Raw genomic sequence first — 21,699 nt, 5'->3', positions numbered from 1 at the left:
GATTGGAAGAAAAATGGTCGGGTAGGCCGGATTTGAACCGACGACCCCTTCACCCCCAGTGAAGTGCGCTACCAGGCTGCGCTACTACCCGAACCTATGAGGATACTTGCGCCTGGATGCGGGGACCGCACATGCAAGTATTCCTATTTCAGGAGTAGCCTTAACGGCTTATCCTTACAACTTTCCTACCTAATTCAGGTTGTCTGATCAAGGATCAAATGCGGCTGGCGTTATTGTGCTGGTGGAAAACGCCTGTATCGGGAGATGCCGGATTCCGCTGCAATGATGGCCCACAGGATGCCGAGCAGCAGGAAGTAGTGGCGCCAGTGGTCACTGTCAATAATGAAGCTAACACAAGCGTGTAGCAGGAACGCCACGTAGGTGCAGACGATATATTTCTGCCATGGACGTGGTTTGAAAACCAGTGGCAAAGCTTTGATCAGTGTCCAGAAAACGAGCGTTACATAGGAGAGGCCCCCAAGCCACCCGTAGGTTGTAAAGGCCTTCAGATAGGCGTTGTGCTCATCCTCCGGGAAGATGGAGTTAAACCCGCCAACACCAAGGCCAAATGGGCGTTCTGTGACAAGCGTGAAGCCTTCCCCCCAGCGGCCAAAACGACCCAGACGAGCACCATCATAATCCTGTACGAGCTTAGCGCGGAGAGTGAACATCTCCGAGATCGATTCAATGGAAAGGATTGCCAGGAGCGCTACAACAAGTCCGATACCTGCGAGGCCAAGGATGCCAAGGAGCTTCAATCGTGGGACTGAACGGCGCTCATTGATGAAGACGAGCAGGAAGACCATGAGTGCGCCGCCGAGCGTCATGCCCCAGGCTGCGCGGGAGAAGGAGAGGAAAGCGCCTAGCAGCAAGATAAGCAAGATGCCTGCTTTGAGGATGTTCTCCTTCAGTGGCTTGGTCAGGATGTCGTAGGTAATCAGCAGCGTCGGCAGCAGCAGGAACGGACCGTAGACGTTTGGGTCTTTGAAGGTACCTTTGGCACGGCCATACAGGGTGAACTGGTCATACGCTCCGGGGAAGACGTTGAAGTATCCAGCAACGGCCAGCAGCGTCGCAAACAGGGCTGCAAGCATATACCCCTTCTCAATAGCCTCAATCCGCTCGATTTTTGCTGAGAGTGTTGCTGCGTAGAGAAATGACGAGAAGGCTAGGAAGACCGTGACTGCGTAGAAGATGACAGCTTCTTTGGTGTCTGCCGCTGCTGGCAAAGCCATGATGCCGCCTACAATGTAGAAGCATAGCAGGATCAGAAGAGGCAGGATGTCTTTACGCAGTTCCAGCCCAAAGAAGGACCAGCCCACCAGCAAAAGTGCGATGAGTAGGTCATATGGGGCAGGTTCTATGATGACGAGCGCGCTCACGGACGCGGTCAGAAACAGCAGCGCGCGGGCGATTGTTTCTGTGCCGATCGTCAGAGGCACATGCCAGAAGGGGCGCGTGCGTCCGATAACATCGTGTGGGCGCGATAGGTCGGTCAATATGCGTTTTCCGTTTCCAGCAGGCAGAACGGTGTTTTAATCAGGATGTAGAGATCAAAGAAAACAGACCAGTTCTCGATATAGTAGATGTCGCATTCGACGCGCTTCTGGATTTTGTCTTCTGTGTCTGTCTCACCGCGCCAACCTTTGATTTGCGCCCAACCTGTTACGCCTGGTTTCACTTTGTGGCGTGCGAAGTATCCATCCACCACGTTCTCATAGAGGCGGTTTTCGGCCTTTGCGGAAAGGGCATGAGGGCGTGGACCAACGAGTGACAGCTGGCCCATCAGCACGTTGATGAGCTGCGGAAGTTCATCGATGGATGTTTTGCGGATGATACGGCCAACCTTGGTGACGCGTGGATCGCCTTTGGTCACCAGTTTGGAGGCGTTGGCGTCCGTCATGTCGTGATACATGGAGCGGAACTTGAAGACGTCGATCAGCTCGTTGTTAAAGCCATAGCGCTTCTGGCGGAAGATAACCGGTCCGGAACTGTCCAGCTTGATCAGCAGTGCCGTGATCAGCATGACAGGGGAGAGGGCGATCAGCGACAGGCTTGCAAAGAAGATGTCGAATGCCCGTTTGGCGATGGTGTCCCAATCCGCAATTGGCTTTTCCAGAACATCAACGAATGGGACGGTGCCCACGAAGGATGATGCTCTTTGACGGAAGCGGAGTTTATCTGCGTGTGCGGACAGGCGGATATCGACCGGCAGCACCCAGAGTTTCTCCAGCAGCTGAATGATGCGCTTTTCTGCGCGGATCGGGATCGTCACCAACAGCATATCGATCTGTGCGATACGAGCAAACTCCACCAGATCAGAAACGTTGCCGAGCTTTTGATAGCCAGCCACACTTGGCGGGGAGCGGTCGTTGGAGCGATCATCAAAGATGCCGCAGATCTCGATGTCATTGTTTGGCTGGCGTTCCAGCTCTGCAATAAGGTCGGCAGCTGCTTGACCGCCGCCCACCAGAACGGCTCGGCGGCTCAGACGGCCCATGCGTGTCCAACGTACGATGAAGCCGCGTATGACCATTCTGAAGATGGTCAGGACAGCAGCGCCGCTGACAAACCACTTCAGCAAGAACGCCTGCGGAATTTCAGCAGAAGGCAGGATCAGAAGCAGAGATGTAATCAGAGCGGCAAACACAAGCGCCCATGCTGTGATCAGGCGCATAACTTGTGCAACTACCTTTTGCAGGGCGTTGGCCTGATAAAGATCAGCCATCTGAAACAGCATGATGCCGATCATGGAGGCTTCGAACAGCGCAAAGATCTGCCAGAGGGGCGGGATATCGAGGGCTGATCCGCTTAAGTATGCGACAATCCCCGTGATAACGATCAGGGCTGCGTCTGCTGTGCGCATGAAGCCGTCAAAAACGGATTTGGAGATGGTGTTGGTGCGCAGGGTTGCTGCCACCTCCAATGCATCCTTGGAAAGATTGCTGATAGTGACGTCTTCGTTGTGCGTCGCAGATGCCTGGTGATCGTCTGTCGTGGTTTTTTCGTCAGGTGACGGGCCACTCTCAATTACATTGAAGCGATGTTTGACCATGTTGCCGTGCGCCTAAGTGAGTTTTTCTGGTGAGTGCAGCGCGGACTGTTGAGACTGCTGTGAAGCGTCTGCCAGTTCGTTCTTCGCACTTTGAACGGGTTGATAAAGTTGGGTTATGCTCTGTGCCATTTGTGACAGAGTGAAATTGGATTTGAGATGGTCCTGCAATTGCAGGCTCAGCTCGATCTGTTCATCCGTATGCGACAGCGCCCAGCTGACGGCGTTTGTCAGGGCTTGCTGGTCGTCTGGTTGAACGAGTGTCTTCTTGTGCTGCGCGTAAATTTCCGGAATGCCACCAACACGGGTTGTGATCAGTGGCTTTTGAGCAGCAAGCAGCTCCAGCACAATGTAGGGAAGAGCTTCTGCTCTGGACGGAATGACAGCCGTTTTTCCTAAGGGGAGAGCTTGATCGAGTTTCTGGAAGCCATGAAACGTGATGTAGGCCTGCAGGTTCCTGTCGCTGACCATTTGCTCAAAGAGCGCACGATCCGGTCCGTCGCCGACAACAGCGAGGGTTGGCCTGGAGTTGGTGTTTCGATGCAGGTCATCAATGGCGTTGATGAGCAGGTCTACCCCTTTGAGCAGACGTAACTCACCGATAAACAGGAGATCAGCAGCGTCTTCATCAACGGGGCTTTGCCAGAACTCAGTTTCTCTCAGGCCATTATGAACGATCTTGCTGTTTGGGCGTTCGCCCTTCATGCCGATCTTTTGTTGATAAGCGGCTTTCTCAAACGCACTGGTAAACACTAGTGAGTCTGTGAGAGGCTTCAGGAGCTTTTCAAGCGTGATGTAGACCTTGCCTGAGGTGCTGGAAAAATCGTAGTGCAAGCTTCCGCCGTGAGGGCTGTAAACACGTCTGGTTTGGATACCGCGCAGTTTGAGCGCTGTACCGATTGTACGTGCCCATACTCCCCCCTTGGCACCATGGCCGTGGAGCACATCTGGCTTTAAAGGAGCAAGATGTTTGAGCAGTTTGAAGAAACTAAACAGGTCTTTGGGAGCGAGCGCCCGCGCCATTGGGAGGGTGACTAAACCCAGAGAAAGTCTGGGTTTTAGTGTCTCCAGCTGTGCCAATGAAGAGGATGGAATATCGTTGGAGGCGCAGACGATGCCGAGCTCGTGACCCATCTCAATCTGCTCTTCGACCAGATCCATAAGATGGCGAAACGCACCGCCCAAAGGCGCACGTATGCAATGAACGATTTTCAGCTTGTCCGTAGACATCCGCAGCAAACTCCCCACCGCGCATGCATGGTCTGATGCTCCCCAGCACAGACCGCCGCGCAACTGAGTTTATTGCTAGCTTAAAATACTGTTTGACCTGTTAATCGACAGGGTTAATTAACTCTTAACCTGCGGTTTTAGCTTAACAAGACGCAAAGGCATGTAGGGTGCATGCTCTTAATTTTAAAAGAGCCGCTCGTGCACATACAGCGTGTCCCCTGGACGGACTGGTGCTGTGATTGGAACAACGCCGTTGGTCACTTCAGCGCCCAGTTGGCGGGTCAGGTCTACATCTTGCTGGCGTGCGCGTGCTGTGAAGCCACCGGCTGTTGCGATGGCGTTCTGCACTGTCATGCCTGGAAGATAGGCGTACTGGCCCGCGTTTCTGACTTCGCCCATAACGAAAATCGGACGATAGACGGCCACTTCAACGGAGACATCCGGATCGCGGATGAAGCCGTTCTTCAGGCGTGCGCGGATCATGCTTGCCAGTTGCTTGGGTGTTTTGCCGTTTGCGTTGACTTGCCCGATGAGTGGAAAGGCGAGGCTGCCGCCCTGATCAATCTTATAGGTGTTGGACAGATCAGCCTGTCCAAAAACAATGATGCGGACTTCGTCACTCGCGGCAAGCGTATAAGGCTGGACCAGCTCCTCATGGAAAGCAGGCTCTGGCTTTTTATAAGATGAACAACTCGTTAACAGAGTTAAGCCAGCAATAACTGCTAGTAGGCGCGGGCGCATTACGAAATCCTTTAAATTCATTGGGAGTATATTTCGGCGCTCAAGGTTAACAGAATATAAATATTGTAATTATCCTCCAATTAATTTTGTAAGAATTGTTGGGCTCTTTGTCATTTCTTTCCAGCATTTGATTAAGGTGCTTAATAACTTGGTTACCCTGTCTATGCATTCTTGTGCGCAGAAAATTGTTTCGGGCTTTGTATTGAGTGGGGAAGTGGGCTGTGCCGCAAGAAGATGTCTTTCTTGATATGGGCGTGCTGTTCAAAAAAGTGCTGAAGGGACTCCTTTGGGTGATCCCGTTTGCAGCGCTGGTCGCCTTTGGCACCTTCTATCTGGCCAGCAAGCAGGCTGCTAAATACACCAGTGAATCCAAAGTTCTTATCGATACTGCGAAGATTGTGCTGCCGGGGCAGATCCGGAACAGTGAGCAGGAACGCTCCCTCTTAGATAAAGAAGGCATCGCCAGTCAGGTCCAGCTGCTGCAATCGCGCGATCTGGCGCGTCATGTTGTTCAGAAGCTTGATCTTGAAAACAACAGTGTGTTTGCTTCCAAGAGTGAGCCGGGCCTCGTTGATCGGCTGATGACCTCCGTCGGGTTTGAGCCAACTTCCAATCAGGTGAGTAAAGCTGAGCGTCTTCTGAACAAGTTCACCAGCAATCTGGATGTTTATCAGGTGGACGGCTCCCGCGTGATTGCGGTTCGTTTTACCAGTAAGGATCCGGAACTGGCTGCACGTGTTGCGAACACCGTGGTCAATGAGTACCGCACGCTGCAGGACAATGCGAAGCGGGCAGTGACTAACAATACAGCGGATGCACTTGCTCCTCAGGTTGCTCGTCTTGAGAATGAGGTTGAGGCTGCGCAGCAGAAAGTTGCTGAGTTTCGCTCTGGTGCTGATTTGTTGCTGGGGTCTGAAAACAGAACACTTAATCAGCAGCAGTTGTCCGAGCTGAATTCTCAGGTCTCCGCTGCGATCGTGGCGAAATCTCAGGCTGAAGCGCAGGCCAAGCAGATCCGGTCTTTGTTGGAGAATGGCGGATCCCTGGAAACTGCGACGCAGGTGCTGAACTCTTCACTTATTCAGCGTTTGCGGGAGCGCCAGCTGGCGTTGGAGAACCGCATTGCTGAGCTTTCCACCACTTTGCTGCCGAACCACCCGCAGATCAAAGCTCTGCGCTCTCAGCTGCGTGGGTATGATCGCCAGATCCGTGCTGAGGCTGAGAAGATTGTTATTGGTCTTGAGAATGATGCCAAGATTGCTCAGGACCGTTATGTTGCTTTGAATGCGCAAGTGAATGAGCTGAAGAAAGAAGCGGCTCGTTCCGGTGCGGATCAGGTGCGTTTGCAGGAACTGGAGCGTGAAGCGCGCTCTAAAGAAGAACAGCTGAACCAGTTGCTGGTGAGTCTTCGGGAAGCGGAGGTTCTGCAGGGTGTTGGTGTTTTGAATGCTGACTCTCGTGTGATTTCCCGTGCCTCTGTGCCTAGCGAACCATCTGGCCGTAAACCATCTGCACTTGCTGCTATTGCTGGTTTTGCCGCGTTCTTCCTGGGATGTCTCTGGAGCATTGTTCGGGCGTTGATCTCTGGTGAGGTGCTGCGCCGCGAGTCTTTTGCGACGCCAGCTGCACCTGCAGCCAATCCGAGAGAGTCTATCGGGACTGCGACATCAAATGCGTTGGAAAGCGTAGTTGATGCGACAACCCGCAGCCATGCGGTTGCTGCCCCTCCTGTTGAGCTGAAGCCTTCCTTTGAAGAAGAGGAGGACAAGCCAGCTCCTGAGGAAGAAGAGATTCCTGAAGACGAGCTAACAGAAGAGCAGGCTGAGCTTCCTGATGATGCGGAAGACGAAGTTGTTGTCGATGAAACTGAAGAGTTTGATGAAGAGCAGGACGAAGAAGAGCACGAGGTTGACGTTCCATCCATCGCTTTAAAGGAAGTGAAAGCAGACAATGCGAACCAGCTGGAAAAGGTGAGCCGTGTTGTTGTGCTTAGCGTTGAGGATGAAAGCCTTTCTTCTCGTGTGGCTCTAAGCTGTACTCGCAAAATTGCAGCTCGTGGTATCATGCCAGTGGTTGTTGAAGTCCGCTCAGAAGGTGGAGAAGGTGCTCAATCCATCCTGAAGGAAACTCCGCTTGAGGAAGTGGGTGATGTTCCGCAGTCCGAAGATGGTTCAGAGCCGCTCAAGCCGGGCTTTTCTGAGTTGTTGGAAGGGGAAGCAGCTTTTACTAATGTGATCCACCGCGATCCGGTTTCCCGTGCGCACGTGATACAATCAGGTGTCATGCCTATTCGTGATGAGGTGGTTTATGGTGGTCGCTATAACCTCATCATGGAAGCGCTGGATCTGACTTATGATGTGATTGTTGCTGACCTTGGCCTCATCGAGCCAAGCCTGATTTGTGCGCAGATGCTCTCTGAAGCGGATCGTGTGATTATTGCGACAGATGGTTCTCCTGCAGGGCCTGAGTTGGAGAAAGCGCTCTCTATTCTGGAGAAACACACCAAGGCACCTGTTGAGGTGGAGCGTGTGGTCAGCAATGAAGCTGCGGCGTGGTTACAGGTCGATATGGCGGCGTAAGGGCTGCCATTTGCCAGCTTATTCTCAAAAAGAATTTTAGTGCTGCAGGCGGGCGAACATTCCGCGTATGCGGCGGTATAACTGCCAGAAGCTCTGGTTGTTTCTGAGCTTGCGCTTTGAGCTGAGTTTAGCGCTCTCTAGGGCTGCCGCGAGTTTGCCTTTGAAGGTAAGGGGCTCAATCCAATCTTTGAGATACTCTGGCTCAGCCCATGCCAGCTTGAAGCGTTCTTCCCCCAAGCCAAAATCAAAGACTTCCAGACCTTCCTCGCACATGTCCTCAATCACGTGTTGCATGAGCAGCTCGCCCGGGCTGTAGCGCATCAGGTCTCCGCTGATGATGGATGTGCAATAGCAATAGATGCGTTTTCCGGATTTGAGGCTGAGGCAGGTGCTGATGATCTCCTCATCAAGTTTCAGGCTATAGATCAGTGGCTTTGTTGGGCTGTCCTCTTTTGCTAGATCAGCGAAAGCCTCTCGTGCAAAGCTTTGATAATTGGGTAATGCAAAAGCTGTCGGAATGCCGGTTTCGGCTTGCCGCACTTCGCGCTGCTTGATCATCGCGTCCACAGTGGCTGATGCACCTTCGCAGGTTGTTTCTTTTGTGAAGGTGAGCGTGCCGAGAGACTGTAGCTTGTTCAGTTTGCTGCGGTGCTTCTTGCGGGCAGCTTTGGAGCGTTTTGCTTTGACAAATTCTTCTGCTGGGTCTGTCAGCTCAAACGGATAGATTGCGTTGGTGCTGGTGGTGTCGTCCATACGCACCAGAGGGTTGTCTGCGGTTTCCACCTTAAAGCTCATGTTGCCCAGATGGATGAGATCAACGCCCCATGCCTTCAGCACAGTAATCAGGCGAGGGCGGAGGAAGTGGGCTTGTGGTGCGGCCAGCAACTCTTTTGACCAATACCCTGTGTTCTGGTTGAAAATCTCCTCGCCAAGCCATCTTGCTGTTTTTGCCAGATGACACTGATGGAGGGCGAGGGGGAGAAGGACGTGGAGTTTCTTGTCGATGTATCCAGCAACAATCAAGGCTGTGGCCTTTTCGGAAGCAGCCACGTGTTGAGCCCAGCTTTTGCACCATTCATAGGCATGATAAGCGCTTCCTTGGGCTTCTGCTTCCAATGCCAGCCAGTCTACTCGCAATTGCTGCAGGTTGTTGCCGGTGTAAATCTGAAAGGAAAGTTGGTTCAAATCCAGCGTGGTCTTGCGATCAGCGCATGATGTGCTCTCGCTTTTTTCGGTGGATTGAGGAAGTGCCATTGAGAATGCCCTAAACAAAATACAAGGAATTATTAGTTCCAAGCTCTTAATGAATCTCAAATCTAACTATGTAGAGCAACCCAAATTGAAATTAATCGTAAATAATTCCCAGTTACAATTTGATACAATTTCGGTTGGGAACTAGGGGGTCTCCGTGCGGAAATCCTTCAAACATTTATTTATTAGTTGCGCGAGTTATCTTTTTAGCAGTCGTGGTCCCGCTCGTTTTTTTAAAGGGGTGACCGCTGGCGACGGTGTTATTTTTACGCTGCACCGCGTGCTGCCCGCGTCAGATCGAGCTTTTCAGCCCAACAAACTCTTGGAGGTCACGCCGAAGTTTCTTCGTGATACCGTCAAACAAGTGAGAGCTTCTGGATACGAGTTTGTATCATTGGATGTTGCGCTTGAGCGGCTTCGAGCCGGCGAGAAGTTTGCCTGCAGGTTTGCTGTTTTGACGTTTGATGATGGCTACAAAGACAATCGAGATGTGGCTTACCCCATCCTGAAGGAGCTGGGTGTCCCTTTCACAATCTTCATCAGCAGCGAATACAGCAACCATAATTCAGAGCTCTGGTGGATTATTCTGGAGCAACTCATTGCCGAGAACACGAGTGTTTCTCTGCGATATGGTGAGCGGCAGTTTAATTATGATTGCTCGTCACTTGAGTTGAAGGAAGCTGCTTTTGAAGCTTCACGGTGCATGCTGATCAGTGAAGTGCCTGAGACCGCTCAAAGAGATGTTGTTCGGGAAGCTGCAGAGCGATATGGCCATGACTGGCGAGCACTGTGTCAGGAACTTATTCTTTCCTTCGAGGAGCTGAAAGAGCTTGCTCAGGACCCTCTGGTGAGTCTGGGTGCTCATACCGATACTCATCCGATGTTGGCACGGCTTTCAACTGAGGAAGAGATCCGGCAGCATATACAGGCCGGACAGGAAGAAATGGTTGCGCGGCTTGGAACGAGGCCGACTATGTTGGCTTACCCTTATGGGTTTGCAGAGGCGGTTGACCGACGGTGTGAAGCTGTGGCGGAGGAGCTTGGGTTTGCGGCGGCTGTCACAACGCAGCCCGGGACGCTCTCTGCGAAGAACCTTGAGCGGCTCTATCATTTACCACGAGTCTCTCTGAATGGACTACATCAGAACCAGAGGATGGTTGATGTGTACCTGACCGGGGCTGCCTTTGCAGCCTATCACGCGGTGAAACGTGTACGGTCTTTGTTGCAGATGTAACGAGCGCTAGAGAACCTAGCGCTTCTTATAGGTCCAGCTGATGATCATGCCTGCCGGGATAACCCAGATCAGACCAGCGATTGCGAAGAAGATCAACTTAAGGGACCAGTGTTTGTCTGCCATTGTCAGATCACCAATCACCATGGCGACGAAGACATAGACGACCACAAACGTGACCAGAAAAATCATACCGATGAAGCGGCGCACTGGCGAAGCCATATAGTTCTCCTTAAAAGCCTCATTGCATTGGGCTCTTCTTTTCCGCGCAAGCCATAGTTCAAAATGCATATATTTTTCAAGAGGATCTTACTGATAATTTGCAGGCCTTGCTGATCTGATCCTACTGTTGGGCCTCTAAGCCTATGACAGCGCTGCGCTATTGAGTGGCCTGCTTTCGCCTGAAAATTCTAGGTAATTTGTCTAGACTGTTGTGAGGATCTGCGTATTTTTCCTGATTTGGCTGCGGATCTGACATATATAGGGGCAAACAAGCTCTTCGAATAGGTGTCATGTCTACTCCGTTCTATACTTCAGATCTTTCCGCCCAAGACCTATCCAACCGCAGGCAAATTCGTGTGTGGTTGCTGTTCATCTGCTTTTTGATTTTGGCCATGGTTGTTGTTGGTGGGGCGACCCGCCTGACGGATTCCGGCCTTTCCATCACGGAATGGAAGCCAATTCACGGTGCTATTCCGCCGCTGAACGCAGCTGAGTGGGAAGAGGAGTTTGAGAAGTATAAGCAGATCCCTCAGTACAAAGTTCTCAATGAGGGGATGACACTTGATGAGTTCAAAGGCATTTTCTGGTGGGAGTGGGGGCATCGCCTGCTAGGCCGCGTGATAGGTCTGTTCTTCTTCATCCCATTGGTGTGGTTCTGGGCACGCGGACAGGTCAGTTCCTGGTTGAAGCCACGGCTTGTGATCGCGTTTCTGCTGGGTGGTCTGCAAGGTGCGATTGGCTGGTGGATGGTGGCTTCAGGGCTGGTGAACCGGGTTGATGTGAGCCAGTACCGTCTTGCCGTGCATTTGAGTGTGGCGTGTATTCTGTTCGCCTATCTCTATTACCTTGCTGGCGTTCTCAAGCGACGTCCTGAGTTGAAGCGTGATGGCTGGGATGTGTTTGGTGATGGGCTGATGGGGGCGTATGGTTTGGTTGCTCTGGTGCTTTTCCAGCTGTTCCTTGGGGCGTTGGTTGCTGGCCTGAATGCGGGTCTGACCTTCAACACATGGCCGCTGATGGATGGGCAGATTATCCCATCTGGTCTGTTCATCATGTCTCCTTGGTGGATTAACTTCTTTGAGAATGTGATGATGGTGCAGTTCCAGCATCGCATGATTGCCTACGTGTTGGTGGTCGCTGTTTTCCTGCAGAGCTTTTATCTGATGCGTGGGAACCGGGATGCTGCGTTAAAACAGAATGCCAGCTGGTTGATGGTGGCGATTATCATTCAGGTGTTCCTTGGTGTCGTAACACTACTTGGCATGGTTCCAATGGATCGCGCATTGGCACATCAGGCCATGGCGCTGATTGTTCTTGCACTGGCTGTTGAGCAGGTTTGCCTGCTGCGCCGGGAAAAGGAAGCTGCGCTCAGATAATGATTCCGATTTCTGGAATAAGTGATTGATGTAGAATCGAAAAAGGCGCCCTAAGAGGCGCCTTTCTTGTTTTTTGAGCTGAAGCTTGGAGATTGATTCATTTTTCAATCTCAAGTCTTTGACTTATTTGAGAATTATGCGTTCTCAAGTGCTTGTTTCAGATCTGCGATGATGTCTGCTGCATCTTCAATGCCGATGGAGACGCGCACCACGTCTGGGCCAGCGCCTGCTGCTGTTTTCTGTTCGTCAGAAAGCTGGCGATGGGTGGTTGAAGCCGGGTGGATGACCAGTGAGCGGGTGTCGCCGATGTTGGCAAGGTGAGAGAACAGTTCCAGACCTTTCACCAGCTCTACGCCTGCTTCGTATCCACCTTTTAGGCCGAAGGTGAAGACAGCGCCTGCACCCTTCGGACAGTACTTCTGATGCGCCTGATAGAACGGATCGTTTGCGAGGCCAGCGTAGGAGACCCAGCTGACGGCTGGATGACCTTGCAGGAACTCGGCGACCTTTAGCGCGTTGTCAGAATGCTTTTGCATGCGCAAGGCAAGCGTTTCGATGCCTGTGATCAGCATGAAGGCATTCTGCGGTGAGATTGCAGGGCCAAGATCGCGCAGGCCTAGGACGCGGCAGCAGATTGCGAAGGCGATGCTACCGAAGGTCTCGAAGAGGCGCATGTCGTTGTATTCAGGGCGCGGCTCGGTCAGCATTGGATATTTGCCGGAGGCTGCCCAGTCGAATGTGCCAGCATCAACAATCGCGCCGCCCATGGAGTTGCCATGACCGCCCATGAACTTGGTCAGGGAGTGGAGCACGATGTCTGCGCCGTGCTTGATTGGCTGGCAGAGGTATGGTGTTGCCATGGTGTTGTCGACGATCAGCGGGACGCCAGCTTCTTTCGCAACGGCTGAGATGCCCTCAATGTCCATGACCACGCCGCCCGGGTTGGCAACACTTTCAATGAACACGGCGCGGGTGTTTTCGTCGATCTGGTCCGCAAAGCTTTGTCCATCCAGACCTTCCGCCCACTTCACATCCCAGCCAAAGCTCTTGAAGGAATGGTTGAGCTGGTTGATGGTGCCGCCATACATGCGCTTGGAGGCAACGATGTTGCAGCCCGGGGTCATGAGTGCGTGGAAGGTGAGGAGCTGTGCAGCATGACCAGATGCTACAGCCAGCGCTGCTGTGCCGCCTTCCAGCGTTGCGACGCGCTCTTCAAGCACTGCTGTGGTTGGGTTGGTGATGCGGGTGTAGATATTGCCAAACGCCTGAAGACCAAACAGGGAAGCGGCGTGGTCTACATCATCAAACACGAATGAGGTGGTTTGATAGATTGGTGTTGCGCGTGCGCCTGTGGTTGGGTCTGGTTTCGCGCCTGCGTGAATTGCAAGGGTATCAAAGCCTGGGGTGTTCTCGCTCATAAGGCAGTCCTTTCAATGCGCTTGCAGGATGGAGCGGTGCTGCGCAAGGTGCATGGCGTGCAAATCCTTGGAACAGGCGCGTCATTCTCTGCTGAAATTTATATAATTTCCCGCTAGGAACTATGAGGGGGCAACCGCAGGTTGGCAAGCGCAGAAGGGAAAGATGAGCGCGCTTCACTCTTGCAGAAAGCTCAAGCAATATGACGGCTATCTGATGCTTGAAATTCTGTTTGCTTTAGTGGTGAGGGATTGGAAAATCATTCTAAGAAGTGAAATGCGCTCTCAGGTGTAAGGATCCGAGAGCGCATAAAAATGCGTGTTTAGCTGGCTGCAACAGATGCCAGGCGCGGGATTTCGATCTTTGGGCATCGGTCCATAACCACTTTGATTCCCTTTTCTTCTGCCCGCGCAGCTGCGTCGTCGTTTCTCACACCCAGCTGAAGCCAGATGGCTTTGGGAGGTGTTGGCAGTGCGATGGCCTCATCGATGACGCCGCCTGCGGCTTCTGAGTTACGGAAGACATCAATCATGTCGACCGCTTCAGGCAGATCACTCAGGGATGCGTAGACTTTTGCGCCTGCGATTTCGGTGCCAGCCTGTCCTGGGTTGATTGGATAGACGGTGTAGCCTTGCTCCAATAGGTAGCCCAGCACGCGGAAGCTGGCACGTTCCGGCTTGTTGCTGGCGCCGACCAACGCAATTGTCTTGGTGCTTTCCAGTATGTTCTGAATGTAATCGTCGGAATAGTGATCGTGGTTCATATTCTTATCAACTCTCTGCAATTTCTCTGGCTGCCTGCTGCAGTTGCCGATGCGCGGCACGCAGCTCCTTGCGAATGACAAGTTTAAGACCGGACCAGACTGCATCAACGGCGCAGACCTTGATGTCGACCAGTCCCATAGGCAGGCAAATTTCTCTTACTTTATCTTCTGTCACCTCAGAGGGGACTTTGGATGCTTTCTTAGGCCATGACACCCAGATCATGCCGTCTGCATCCAGTTTCATGCGCAGCTTACCCAGCAGATCTGACAGTTCGCTTTGACCTGTTACAAAGATATGGGCAGTGCTTACGCCGGTTTCCAGAGTGGGCAGGAGGACCAGATCGTCAACTCCTGCGGTAATTTCATCGGAAACGCTCTGTGGCATGTTGTGCCACCAACAGTGCATGCCGGGTTTCAGACCTAGTTTTTGAGCTAGCGATCTTTTTGAATACCCGGCTGCCATGTTTGCCGCTCCTTACTAGCTGATCAGCTGTCTTTCCATTCCGGCGTGCGCTTTTGCAGGAATGCGCTGATGCCTTCTTCTGCATCATTGGCCAGCATGTTTTCAGCCATGACCTTGGAGGTGTAAGCATAAGCTTCTGCCAATGGCATATCTGCCTGCTTGTAGAAGGCCTCCTTGCCGGTTTTGACTGTCAGGGCAGATTTGGAGCCGATGACTTCAGCATACTTCTGCACCACGACTTCCAGATAGTCTGCCTGTACCACGCGGTTGATCAGGCCGTACTCTTTTGCGGTGGAGGCATCGATGCTTTCACCGGTCAGCAACATTTCCATGGCCTGCTTGCGGCCAATGTTGCGGGTGAGGGCAACCATTGGTGTGGAACAGAAGAGGCCGATGTTGACGCCAGGTGTGCAGAAGGTTGCGGTATCTAGCGCTAGAGCAAGGTCACAGGAGGCAACGAGCTGGCAGCCTGCTGCAGTTGCAACACCTGTGACGACAGCGATGACTGGCTTTGGCAGGTTCACAATTTTCTGCATCAGCTCAGCGCATTGGTCGAATGTTTGCTGATAGAAGGCTTTGCCACCGTCCGCCTCTGCGCGTGCAGCGGTCAATTCTTTCAGGTCGTGGCCTGCGCAGAACACCTTGCCTTCTGCGCCGAGCAGGACAACGCGAACTTCCGGGTTGGCTGCGGCTTCATCCAAGGCGGCGCAAAGCTCTTTCATCATGGCCATGGACAATGCGTTCATACGCTCCGGGCGCTGCATGACGATACGCTGAACACCATTGTGCAGCAGTTTGCCGAGCATTGGACGCTCTGCTTCGCTCTGATCTTTTGCGGTGTCTGCGTCAGACATGGTGGATCTCCATCGTGCTTAAAATAGTCGTTGAGATGCCTTTAGCAGGCTATCTGGCCTTGATTAAGTGTTAAATCACAGAGTGAACAAAACTTGAGCCTAGCGCAACGGTTTAGAACTTTTGTTCAGCTGGTAAATCGCAGCCTCATATATCAGTATGCCGGCTTGCATGAGGAGGAGGGACTTCATGACCAGTGAGGTGGCGGCGCCTGCTGTTAAGTTTAGTCCGGCAGAATTGACGGAATTTCTGGACAAGGCATTCCCGCAGATGCATGCGTTGGGGCGCGCATATTTCATCGACGAGATTCTACCGGGGAAAGCCATTGTCAGGTTGAAGGCAGGGGATGTTCATCTGCGTCCGGGCGGAACTGTGTCCGGCCCATCCTTGATGGCGCTGGTGGATTATGCCGCTTATGTGGTGCTGCTTGGCAATATGGGTCTGCACGCGCTTGCGGTGACCACCAACATCAACATCAACTTCCTGCGTAAAGCTGAGGCGGGCGATATGATCGCCACGTGCCGTATTCTCAAAGGTGGCAAGCGCCTTGTGGTTATGGATTGCGAAATCATTCGCGAAGGCAGCGATGACCTGATCGCCCACGCCACCGCAACCTATTCCATCCCACCGGCCTCGTTTAAGGGTTAGAGATCTGAGTGTGTAAAGCGAGTTTACACAGTTTGCGTTCTCGCGATGCTTCGCTCTTCAGCGTACTGTATCAGATCGGGCGCAATAGAAGCGATCTCTTGTCTGGCGATCTTTACAGCTTCTGCGCTGGCGGTTTCTGGCGAACCGGAGTTGAAAGGTGGTTCGGGGTGGTACTCAAACATCAACTGCAGAAGTTGTGCTTCTTCAGGCCCGAATAGTTCTGCCGTGAGAGATAGGGCAAAATCTATTCCTGCAGTCACGCCTCCACCAGTGATACGATTTCTGTCAACTGAAACGCGTTTGTTGACGACTGTAACATCGGCCAGTTTTTCCAGGGTTTCCCGATAAGCCCAATGGGTTGCTGCTTCGTATCCATCCAGCAAACCGGCTTCTGCCAGTATCAACGCTCCGGAACAGACAGATGTGACGTATTGTGCGTTATTGCCGACGTGGCGCAGGTGCTCCAGTACGCGTGAATTTTGCATCTGCTCAAGTGGATTTCCAGCACCGGGAACAAGAAGAATGTCGATTTCCGGGCAGTCCTCAAAACTATAATCAGGCATAAGCTGGATACCTGCATCGCAGGGCAGTGGAGCGCTGCTTTCAGCAAACGTAAAGGTCTCTAAACCTCTTGCAAACGCTAGGAATTGAAGGGGCCCGTAGGCATCCAGCATGGTCATGTCGGGATAAAGGAAGAGACCTGTTTTTAGCTTTTTCATGAGGGTTCCTCTCTGCTTGTTTAGTGATCAGGGCGCAATGATCCATTCCCGGAGAGGCTCCGGGTTGCATCAATGCCTTTGTTGTTGGTGTTTTAGAGTTGGCTGCTACAGAATCTGTTACGGTAATCCTGCGGGCTGATGCCTAAGTTGCGGATGAAGCTGCGGCGCATTTTCTCGCCATTCTCAAAGCCACATCGCCTGACAACCTCATTTATTGATGTTTGTGGGTTCTCGATATATTGGCGCGCCGTGTTCAGGCGGAGCTCCTCAACATACTTTGCTGGCGAGGTGCCGACATGTTTTTTGAAAAAGCGGGCGAATGTTCTGGGTGCCATATTCAAGAACTCTGCCATGCGATCGACTGAGAGATTTTGTTGCAGATTGGCAAGTATCCATTCCTGAAGTGCAATCATGCGTGCATCATCGCTTTTCTGGTAGGACAAGACGGAGCTGAACTGCGATTGCCCGCCCGGACGTTTTAAGAACATGACAGAATACTGCGCTATTTTGAGCGCAGTCTCTCGCCCCAAATCTTCTTCAGCCAGTGCGAGCGCAAGGTCGATGCCTGCGGTCATGCCAGCTGAGCTATAGAGCTTACCGTCTTTCTTATAGATCGCGTCAGGCTGCACCTTTATCTTCGGGTAGCGCTCCTGAAGCTGTTCGGCCCAGTTCCAGTGTGTGGTTGCGGATCTTTCATCGAGTAACCCTGCCTGAGCTAAAGCAAAGGTTCCGGTGCAGATTGATGCAACACGTCGGGCTCTTTGAGCTGCCTTCCTGATGCAGTCAATAAACGGTTGATTTTCGATGACTGATGACTTGTGTGCACCGCCAGCTATCAGAAGCGTATCGATTGCTCTGTTCTCAAACTCACTGAATGCCTTACTCATCATCTGAATGTTTGTGGGCCAGGTGGTTACAAGGCCTCCATGCAGTGAAACGACTTCAACTTGGTAGGTGGAAGGCTGCTCGTTTTTCATAAGTGAGGCAGAGGCAAAGATATCTAACGGTCCTGCAATATCTGTAGCAATGGCGCCGTCGAAGACCACCATAAGAACGAGCTTTGGTGTGTTGTGCGTTCCTGAGTCATGAGAGGTGGCAGTCGGTGTCTTTTGCATGACACTCACTATAAACGAGGTTCGTGCTGGCACAATGACAACGACCCCTCGTTTTCTGCCAGTTCGTTTCGTTAGTTGCTCTTGGCCTTTTGCAGGATCTTAGATGTCTGCTGCTTGGTCTCCAGCCGTGTTGTTGGGCAGCCGTCCTGGATTTTGCGCCACATGGGGTTGTTGAGGGCCATTTGGCATTGGGCGAGGTAGGATGTGCCATCGACGTAAAGGCAGGAGAAGTCACCGAGCTCTATGCGTTTGCCGCGATTGGTGCAGTAGCAATCCGGTTGTTTGAACAGGCTACGGGGCCGTTTACGAAACTTGCTTTCCTGCGCTTGTGCGTTCCAGATGCTAACCAGCAGAACGGACAGGATGATGATGAGATAGCGGTGCATTCCCTATGATAAGATAGGTGAGAGGCATCGCTACCTTTGTTTTTAAGGGGCCAGAGGTGCGTCTCAGAGATAGATCAATGTGCCTTGAGCACGTAGATCACGGAACCAGTCTGGCTCTTCTGTCAGGCGTGTCCAGCGCAGATCCAGTTTGCGCAAGTTTGTCAGGTTCTTCATTGAGTTGGGCAGCTCTTCAAGCGGGTTTGCGCGCAGATCAAGCTGGTAGAGGTTGGTGAGGCCTCCGATGTCTTCTGGCAACCGGTTGATCTGATTGTCACGTAAATCCAGAATTTCCAGCTGCTTCAGCTCACTTATGTTGGGCGGCAGTTTGGTGAGTGCGTTGTTGCGCAGGTAGGTCTCTCGTAAACTAGAGAGCTTGCTGAATGTCTGCGGAAGCTCCTTCAAGCCGTTGCCATAGAGACGAAGCTCCTGGAGGTTCTTTAACTGGCCAATGCTGTCAGGAAGCTGGCGGATGTTGTTGTCTGTACACCCAAAATACTCCAGTGCTGTCAGTTCTCCGATGCTGTTTGGTAGCTCTGTCATGACAGTGTTGCTGGCGTAAAGCACACGCAGCTGCTTCAGAGCACCGATTGTAGACGGCAAACATTCGAGTGGTTGGTGACTGAGGTCCAGAATCTGGAGTTGGCTTAACTGAGTGAGTGTTTCGGGTAGTCGGTGGAGTTTGCAGCCGTAGATGTAGAGTTCTTTGAGGCTAGTTAGCCGTGAGAATTCGCTGGGCACTTCTGAGAGAGCATTCTCGCCGAGATAAAGACTTTCCAGTGCCTTGCGTGTGAAGACTTCGCTGGGAATTACAGTTAGCCCGCAATTCGTCAGGGCCAGGTCTGTGAGATTGCCGCCTTTAACAACTGCGCAAGGTTCACCATCTTTCCGGTGCCGGATGGTATCTAACTGCAGAAAATCGAGTTTGTCTTCTATCATCACGTTTCTGGTCTTCTTTAGAGAAGGAACTGCTGTTGTAGTTCCTGAAGGCGTTCTTCTGAAATGGATTGCTTGAGTGAGTTGAGCAGCGACTGTGGCAGCTTGTGAGTTGAGGGCCGTGGCTCCTCAAATGTTGTCATGAGCTGATCCAATGATGCTCCGTGCTGTTGAAGCTCCTCATCAACTGCTTGCCAGAACGCAGCTCCTTTGACGTAAAACAGAGGGTAGTAGCTGGGATCGTTGGCGCCTGTGACTTTCTGGTGTGCTTCATACAGGCCTGTTGCGGCATGCGGAAAACGCTCTTTGAAAACCTGCCACTGATCCATGGGGCTTTCAGAGTGGATACCTGCCACTTTGAGTGATTTGTAGCCGTAGTACTGAGCAAGGCTCTCTGAGATCCAGAGCGGATAGGGGGTGTTTGCCAACAGGTGGAACAGTTCATGGGCGGAAACCCAATGAAGCTTGGCGATGTCTTCTGGAGATGCTGTTCCCTCGCTTGTGGCGAAGTTGGCCAGGAATGCCTGTTTGCCAGCTGCGCCTGCGATTTGTCCCAGCTTCTTGTCGATGGCCACCCACACCAGATCGATGTTCTGTTCCAATGCAGTCCGAGAGCCAAGGACGCTTTGTAGATACTCAAGTTGTTTTTGAAGGGCAGGGAGGTTGTCGGCTTTTAGAGCTTCTGCCGGATCATCTTTGTAAAGCGTCAGGGTGGTTTGGTTGGTTCTTAAAGTCTTGGCAGCATCACCCCAAGAGAGGATGAGTGGTGGTTCATGTGCTGTTGGGAGATCTGCGCATTTAAGTGTGGGGTCACTCCCTTGGACTTTGCCGCAAACTTCCACCGTCGAATAGCTTTCGAAGCGAGGAATGTCATCCCATTCCGTGATGCTCCACCATCCTTGAGGGGAATAGAGGTTTAGCTGGTTTGCCACAGCCAGTGGGATCTCACGCGGGTTTTGAAAGGTAACGTTCCATTGCAGCTTTCTGCATGAAAGCGCTCGGCCGTACGGCTCAAGGACTTCAACTCCATCGCACATGAGTTGCAGCGCGTTGGTGTCGCTTGGTTGAAACTGCGTGCGCGGTGCGTGCAGTGTGATCTCTTGCTTCGCCGGGAGTGTGATTGTTGCCGTTGCGTTTTCAGGGTGGGTCTTATCTGCTTCGATAATGATCTGAAGTGGAGGTGTTAGGGCAAAGGCAGAAGTGGCGCTTAAGGCCGCCATGAAGGAAAATAGAGAGAGGCGCATATTCAGGAAAACACTTGTTTGAAAAAAAACAATCTTGGATTGAGTAATCGATTCGATGATTACCGCATGGAAATGTGTTCTTCCCATGTTATCCAATGCAGGAGACATATGCTCCATAAAAGTGCACTGCGTTGAAGTGCCTAAAACTCTCAGCTTATTGAATTTTTTGAATTAAATTTGCCTGAAAGTTGAATTGTCGGTTGATCCAAAAGCAAAAAGCCACTTAAAATTCAGGGACTAAAGCCAAAGGCCGTTTTTTGAAGGAGGGGAGACCTGAGAGAGACGGCATGAGTGGGAGCGGGCTGGTGTTCTATCGTGCGTTTTTCGGTTTCATTTTTGATTTCCTTTTGGTGCCGCTGCGGTTCGGTTCCTTACTCGCCACGATCGGCTATATCGGCTTTCTCGCACTGAACATCCTTCTCATACTGGCTGTGCCAGCCTTCTTCGATCTGTACGTGGCCAGCGAGCCACGGGTGTTTGCCGAGTTCCGGGAGACCATGTTCTATCAGGACACCTCGTTTATTGGTGATCCGATCGTTTTTGTGAGTCTGGTGTTCTTCAACCTGCTTCTGGCGAATGCAACGCTGACGACCCGTTTGACCCGCAGCCGATGGCGGTTCTTTTACCCAACCCACTTCACTCCGATCAACTTGCGCGAATATCGTGTGGCCCTTGCGGGTGTTGGCTATTATGTCAGCTGCTATAGTGCCAACTGGGTCTTCTATGAATTGCAAGTGGACGACCTTATTTTGACTGCTGCGCGTGCTGCCGGAGTTTCCTGAGCACCAGAATCTTCAGATTCATGCGGAAAAAGTGTGGTATTATAATACCTATTTTATATCATATTGATTTTATTGATTAATTTGCTCGAGTGTGTAATTTTTTGCTCTTGACGCGGTGCGCAACCTCGCGTATCTACCCGTTCCTACACGGAGCTATCACGTTTAGCTGCTCTTTCGGGCCTGAACGCATTTCTCCCAAGAATTTTAACCGTCAAAACTACGGTAGATCTTATGAAGACTCATTCCACTAAAGTGGCTGAGGTCGACAAGAAGTGGATCTTGATCGACGCAGAAGGCGTTGTTGTTGGCCGTCTGGCAGCATTCATCGCAAACCGTCTGCGCGGCAAGCACAAGCCGACCTACACCCCGCACATCGACGATGGTGACAACGTAATCATCATCAACGCTGATAAAGTTGTACTGACTGGTAAAAAATACCAGAGCAAGAAGTACTACTGGCACACTGGTTACCCTGGCGGTATCAAAGAGCGCACCGCACGTCAGCTGATCGAAGGCCGTTTCCCAGAGCGCGTTCTGGAAAAAGCTGTTCAGCGCATGATGCCAGGTGGTCCTCTTTCCCGTGCGCAGCTGCGTAACCTGCGTGTTTATGCTTCTGCCGAGCATCCGCATGATGGCCAGTCTCCAGAAGTGGTAGACGTTAAAGCCATGAATCCTAAAAATGCGAAGAGGGGTTAA

21 protein-coding genes and 1 tRNA gene are annotated in these 21,699 nt (G+C 52.0%); 6 read left to right on the top strand and 16 right to left on the bottom strand.

The window, feature by feature from the left end; genetic code table 11:
• Nucleotides 1-14 precede the first annotated feature (14 nt).
• The 5 genes from PSE_RS17355 to PSE_RS17335 all read right to left on the bottom strand — a co-directional run bounded on the left by PSE_RS17355 (nucleotide 15) and on the right by PSE_RS17335 (nucleotide 5,023).
• Nucleotides 15-91: transfer RNA gene (locus tag PSE_RS17355), tRNA-Pro, on the bottom strand.
• A gap of 139 nt (nucleotides 92-230) precedes the next feature.
• Nucleotides 231-1,499, bottom strand: a complete 1,269-nt coding sequence (locus PSE_RS17350; protein WP_208997977.1) for an O-antigen ligase — start codon at nucleotides 1,497-1,499, stop codon at nucleotides 231-233.
• A complete protein-coding gene (locus PSE_RS17345; protein WP_014286050.1) occupies nucleotides 1,496-3,055 on the bottom strand; it encodes an undecaprenyl-phosphate glucose phosphotransferase in 1,560 nt (519 codons plus the stop codon). The genes PSE_RS17350 and PSE_RS17345 overlap by 4 nt, the downstream gene beginning before the upstream one ends.
• 12 nt (nucleotides 3,056-3,067) lie before the next feature.
• Nucleotides 3,068-4,282, bottom strand: a complete 1,215-nt coding sequence (locus tag PSE_RS17340; RefSeq protein WP_014286049.1) for a glycosyltransferase — start codon at nucleotides 4,280-4,282, stop codon at nucleotides 3,068-3,070.
• A gap of 183 nt (nucleotides 4,283-4,465) precedes the next feature.
• The gene (locus tag PSE_RS17335) at nucleotides 4,466-5,023 is read right to left on the bottom strand and encodes a polysaccharide biosynthesis/export family protein (RefSeq protein ID WP_014286048.1); all 558 of its coding nucleotides are present in this window, start codon (nucleotides 5,021-5,023) and stop codon (nucleotides 4,466-4,468) included.
• A 221-nt stretch (nucleotides 5,024-5,244) separates the two neighbouring features.
• Between PSE_RS17335 and PSE_RS17330 the strand changes: the two genes are divergently transcribed.
• A complete protein-coding gene (locus PSE_RS17330) occupies nucleotides 5,245-7,602 on the top strand; it encodes a GumC family protein (RefSeq protein ID WP_014286047.1) in 2,358 nt (785 codons plus the stop codon).
• 36 nt (nucleotides 7,603-7,638) lie between these two features.
• Here PSE_RS17330 and PSE_RS17325 read toward each other — a convergent pair whose 3' ends face one another.
• On the bottom strand, nucleotides 7,639-8,856 hold the full coding sequence (locus PSE_RS17325) for a GNAT family N-acetyltransferase (RefSeq protein ID WP_014286046.1): 1,218 nt from the start codon (nucleotides 8,854-8,856) through the stop codon (nucleotides 7,639-7,641).
• 391 nt (nucleotides 8,857-9,247) lie between these two features.
• Between PSE_RS17325 and PSE_RS17320 the strand changes: the two genes are divergently transcribed.
• On the top strand, nucleotides 9,248-10,087 hold the full coding sequence (locus PSE_RS17320; protein WP_208997976.1) for a polysaccharide deacetylase family protein: 840 nt from the start codon (nucleotides 9,248-9,250) through the stop codon (nucleotides 10,085-10,087).
• Between the two features lie 15 nt (nucleotides 10,088-10,102).
• On the opposite strand, the gene PSE_RS17315 is transcribed toward PSE_RS17320, so the two are convergent.
• Entirely contained in the window at nucleotides 10,103-10,306 is a 204-nt protein-coding gene (locus tag PSE_RS17315; RefSeq protein WP_008546191.1) for a DUF2842 domain-containing protein, read from the bottom strand.
• 290 nt (nucleotides 10,307-10,596) lie between these two features.
• Between PSE_RS17315 and PSE_RS17310 the strand changes: the two genes are divergently transcribed.
• Nucleotides 10,597-11,682, top strand: coding sequence for a COX15/CtaA family protein (locus PSE_RS17310; protein WP_014286043.1), 1,086 nt, complete (start codon nucleotides 10,597-10,599; stop codon nucleotides 11,680-11,682).
• A gap of 134 nt (nucleotides 11,683-11,816) precedes the next feature.
• On the opposite strand, the gene PSE_RS17305 is transcribed toward PSE_RS17310, so the two are convergent.
• The 4 genes from PSE_RS17305 to PSE_RS17290 form a co-directional block, all read right to left on the bottom strand.
• Entirely contained in the window at nucleotides 11,817-13,100 is a 1,284-nt protein-coding gene (locus tag PSE_RS17305) for an O-acetylhomoserine aminocarboxypropyltransferase (protein WP_014286042.1), read from the bottom strand.
• Nucleotides 13,101-13,420: 320 nt separating this feature from the next.
• Nucleotides 13,421-13,861 carry a CoA-binding protein gene (locus PSE_RS17300; RefSeq protein WP_014286040.1) on the bottom strand — a complete coding sequence of 147 codons (441 nt, stop codon included), beginning with the start codon at nucleotides 13,859-13,861 and terminating at the stop codon, nucleotides 13,421-13,423.
• 7 nt (nucleotides 13,862-13,868) lie between these two features.
• On the bottom strand, nucleotides 13,869-14,324 hold the full coding sequence (locus tag PSE_RS17295) for a DUF3052 family protein (protein WP_041768652.1): 456 nt from the start codon (nucleotides 14,322-14,324) through the stop codon (nucleotides 13,869-13,871).
• A gap of 23 nt (nucleotides 14,325-14,347) precedes the next feature.
• Nucleotides 14,348-15,178 carry an enoyl-CoA hydratase gene (locus tag PSE_RS17290; RefSeq protein ID WP_008546960.1) on the bottom strand — a complete coding sequence of 277 codons (831 nt, stop codon included), beginning with the start codon at nucleotides 15,176-15,178 and terminating at the stop codon, nucleotides 14,348-14,350.
• A gap of 187 nt (nucleotides 15,179-15,365) precedes the next feature.
• On the opposite strand from PSE_RS17290, the gene PSE_RS17285 reads away from it, so the two are divergent.
• A complete protein-coding gene (locus tag PSE_RS17285) occupies nucleotides 15,366-15,824 on the top strand; it encodes a PaaI family thioesterase (protein ID WP_014286038.1) in 459 nt (152 codons plus the stop codon).
• 23 nt (nucleotides 15,825-15,847) lie between these two features.
• Here PSE_RS17285 and PSE_RS17280 read toward each other — a convergent pair whose 3' ends face one another.
• From PSE_RS17280 to PSE_RS17260, 5 genes are all read right to left on the bottom strand, one after another.
• Nucleotides 15,848-16,543 carry a DJ-1/PfpI family protein gene (locus PSE_RS17280; RefSeq protein ID WP_014286037.1) on the bottom strand — a complete coding sequence of 232 codons (696 nt, stop codon included), beginning with the start codon at nucleotides 16,541-16,543 and terminating at the stop codon, nucleotides 15,848-15,850.
• A gap of 92 nt (nucleotides 16,544-16,635) precedes the next feature.
• Nucleotides 16,636-17,658 (bottom strand): GlxA family transcriptional regulator, encoded by a 1,023-nt coding sequence (locus PSE_RS17275; protein WP_014286036.1) that lies wholly within the window; start codon nucleotides 17,656-17,658, stop codon nucleotides 16,636-16,638.
• Nucleotides 17,659-17,729: 71 nt separating this feature from the next.
• Nucleotides 17,730-18,044, bottom strand: a complete 315-nt coding sequence (locus tag PSE_RS17270; RefSeq protein ID WP_014286035.1) for a hypothetical protein — start codon at nucleotides 18,042-18,044, stop codon at nucleotides 17,730-17,732.
• 63 nt (nucleotides 18,045-18,107) lie between these two features.
• Nucleotides 18,108-18,980 (bottom strand): leucine-rich repeat domain-containing protein, encoded by an 873-nt coding sequence (locus tag PSE_RS17265; protein ID WP_014286034.1) that lies wholly within the window; start codon nucleotides 18,978-18,980, stop codon nucleotides 18,108-18,110.
• A gap of 17 nt (nucleotides 18,981-18,997) precedes the next feature.
• Entirely contained in the window at nucleotides 18,998-20,221 is a 1,224-nt protein-coding gene (locus tag PSE_RS17260; RefSeq protein ID WP_041769081.1) for a hypothetical protein, read from the bottom strand.
• A 287-nt stretch (nucleotides 20,222-20,508) separates the two neighbouring features.
• Here PSE_RS17260 and PSE_RS17255 point away from each other — a divergent pair, with 287 nt between their 5' ends.
• Both PSE_RS17255 and rplM read left to right on the top strand, forming a co-directional pair.
• Nucleotides 20,509-21,003 carry a hypothetical protein gene (locus PSE_RS17255; RefSeq protein ID WP_014286032.1) on the top strand — a complete coding sequence of 165 codons (495 nt, stop codon included), beginning with the start codon at nucleotides 20,509-20,511 and terminating at the stop codon, nucleotides 21,001-21,003.
• A gap of 231 nt (nucleotides 21,004-21,234) precedes the next feature.
• Entirely contained in the window at nucleotides 21,235-21,699 is a 465-nt protein-coding gene (gene rplM, locus PSE_RS17250; protein WP_037035767.1) for a 50S ribosomal protein L13, read from the top strand.

Source organism: Pseudovibrio sp. FO-BEG1 (assembly GCF_000236645.1).
Lineage (GTDB): Bacteria > Pseudomonadota > Alphaproteobacteria > Rhizobiales > Stappiaceae > Pseudovibrio.
This window is presented reverse-complemented; position numbering and strand designations above follow the sequence as displayed.

Excerpts from the sequence above, each read along its gene's own strand:
- PSE_RS17300 (WP_014286040.1), bottom strand. The coding sequence starts at position 13,861 with ATGAACCACGATCACTATTCCGACGATTACATTCAGAACATACTGGAA.
- rplM (WP_037035767.1), top strand. The coding sequence starts at position 21,235 with ATGAAGACTCATTCCACTAAAGTGGCTGAGGTCGACAAGAAGTGGATC.
- PSE_RS17270 (WP_014286035.1), bottom strand. The coding sequence starts at position 18,044 with ATGCACCGCTATCTCATCATCATCCTGTCCGTTCTGCTGGTTAGCATC.
- PSE_RS17335 (WP_014286048.1), bottom strand. The coding sequence starts at position 5,023 with ATGCGCCCGCGCCTACTAGCAGTTATTGCTGGCTTAACTCTGTTAACG.
- PSE_RS17260 (WP_041769081.1), bottom strand. The coding sequence starts at position 20,221 with ATGCGCCTCTCTCTATTTTCCTTCATGGCGGCCTTAAGCGCCACTTCT.
- PSE_RS17310 (WP_014286043.1), top strand. The coding sequence starts at position 10,597 with ATGTCTACTCCGTTCTATACTTCAGATCTTTCCGCCCAAGACCTATCC.
- PSE_RS17265 (WP_014286034.1), bottom strand. The coding sequence starts at position 18,980 with ATGATAGAAGACAAACTCGATTTTCTGCAGTTAGATACCATCCGGCAC.
- PSE_RS17275 (WP_014286036.1), bottom strand. The coding sequence starts at position 17,658 with ATGCAAAAGACACCGACTGCCACCTCTCATGACTCAGGAACGCACAAC.
- PSE_RS17305 (WP_014286042.1), bottom strand. The coding sequence starts at position 13,100 with ATGAGCGAGAACACCCCAGGCTTTGATACCCTTGCAATTCACGCAGGC.
- PSE_RS17315 (WP_008546191.1), bottom strand. The coding sequence starts at position 10,306 with ATGGCTTCGCCAGTGCGCCGCTTCATCGGTATGATTTTTCTGGTCACG.
- PSE_RS17255 (WP_014286032.1), top strand. The coding sequence starts at position 20,509 with ATGAGTGGGAGCGGGCTGGTGTTCTATCGTGCGTTTTTCGGTTTCATT.
- PSE_RS17280 (WP_014286037.1), bottom strand. The coding sequence starts at position 16,543 with ATGAAAAAGCTAAAAACAGGTCTCTTCCTTTATCCCGACATGACCATG.
- PSE_RS17345 (WP_014286050.1), bottom strand. The coding sequence starts at position 3,055 with ATGGTCAAACATCGCTTCAATGTAATTGAGAGTGGCCCGTCACCTGAC.
- PSE_RS17285 (WP_014286038.1), top strand. The coding sequence starts at position 15,366 with ATGACCAGTGAGGTGGCGGCGCCTGCTGTTAAGTTTAGTCCGGCAGAA.
- PSE_RS17290 (WP_008546960.1), bottom strand. The coding sequence starts at position 15,178 with ATGTCTGACGCAGACACCGCAAAAGATCAGAGCGAAGCAGAGCGTCCA.
- PSE_RS17340 (WP_014286049.1), bottom strand. The coding sequence starts at position 4,282 with ATGTCTACGGACAAGCTGAAAATCGTTCATTGCATACGTGCGCCTTTG.
- PSE_RS17295 (WP_041768652.1), bottom strand. The coding sequence starts at position 14,324 with ATGGCAGCCGGGTATTCAAAAAGATCGCTAGCTCAAAAACTAGGTCTG.
- PSE_RS17325 (WP_014286046.1), bottom strand. The coding sequence starts at position 8,856 with ATGGCACTTCCTCAATCCACCGAAAAAAGCGAGAGCACATCATGCGCT.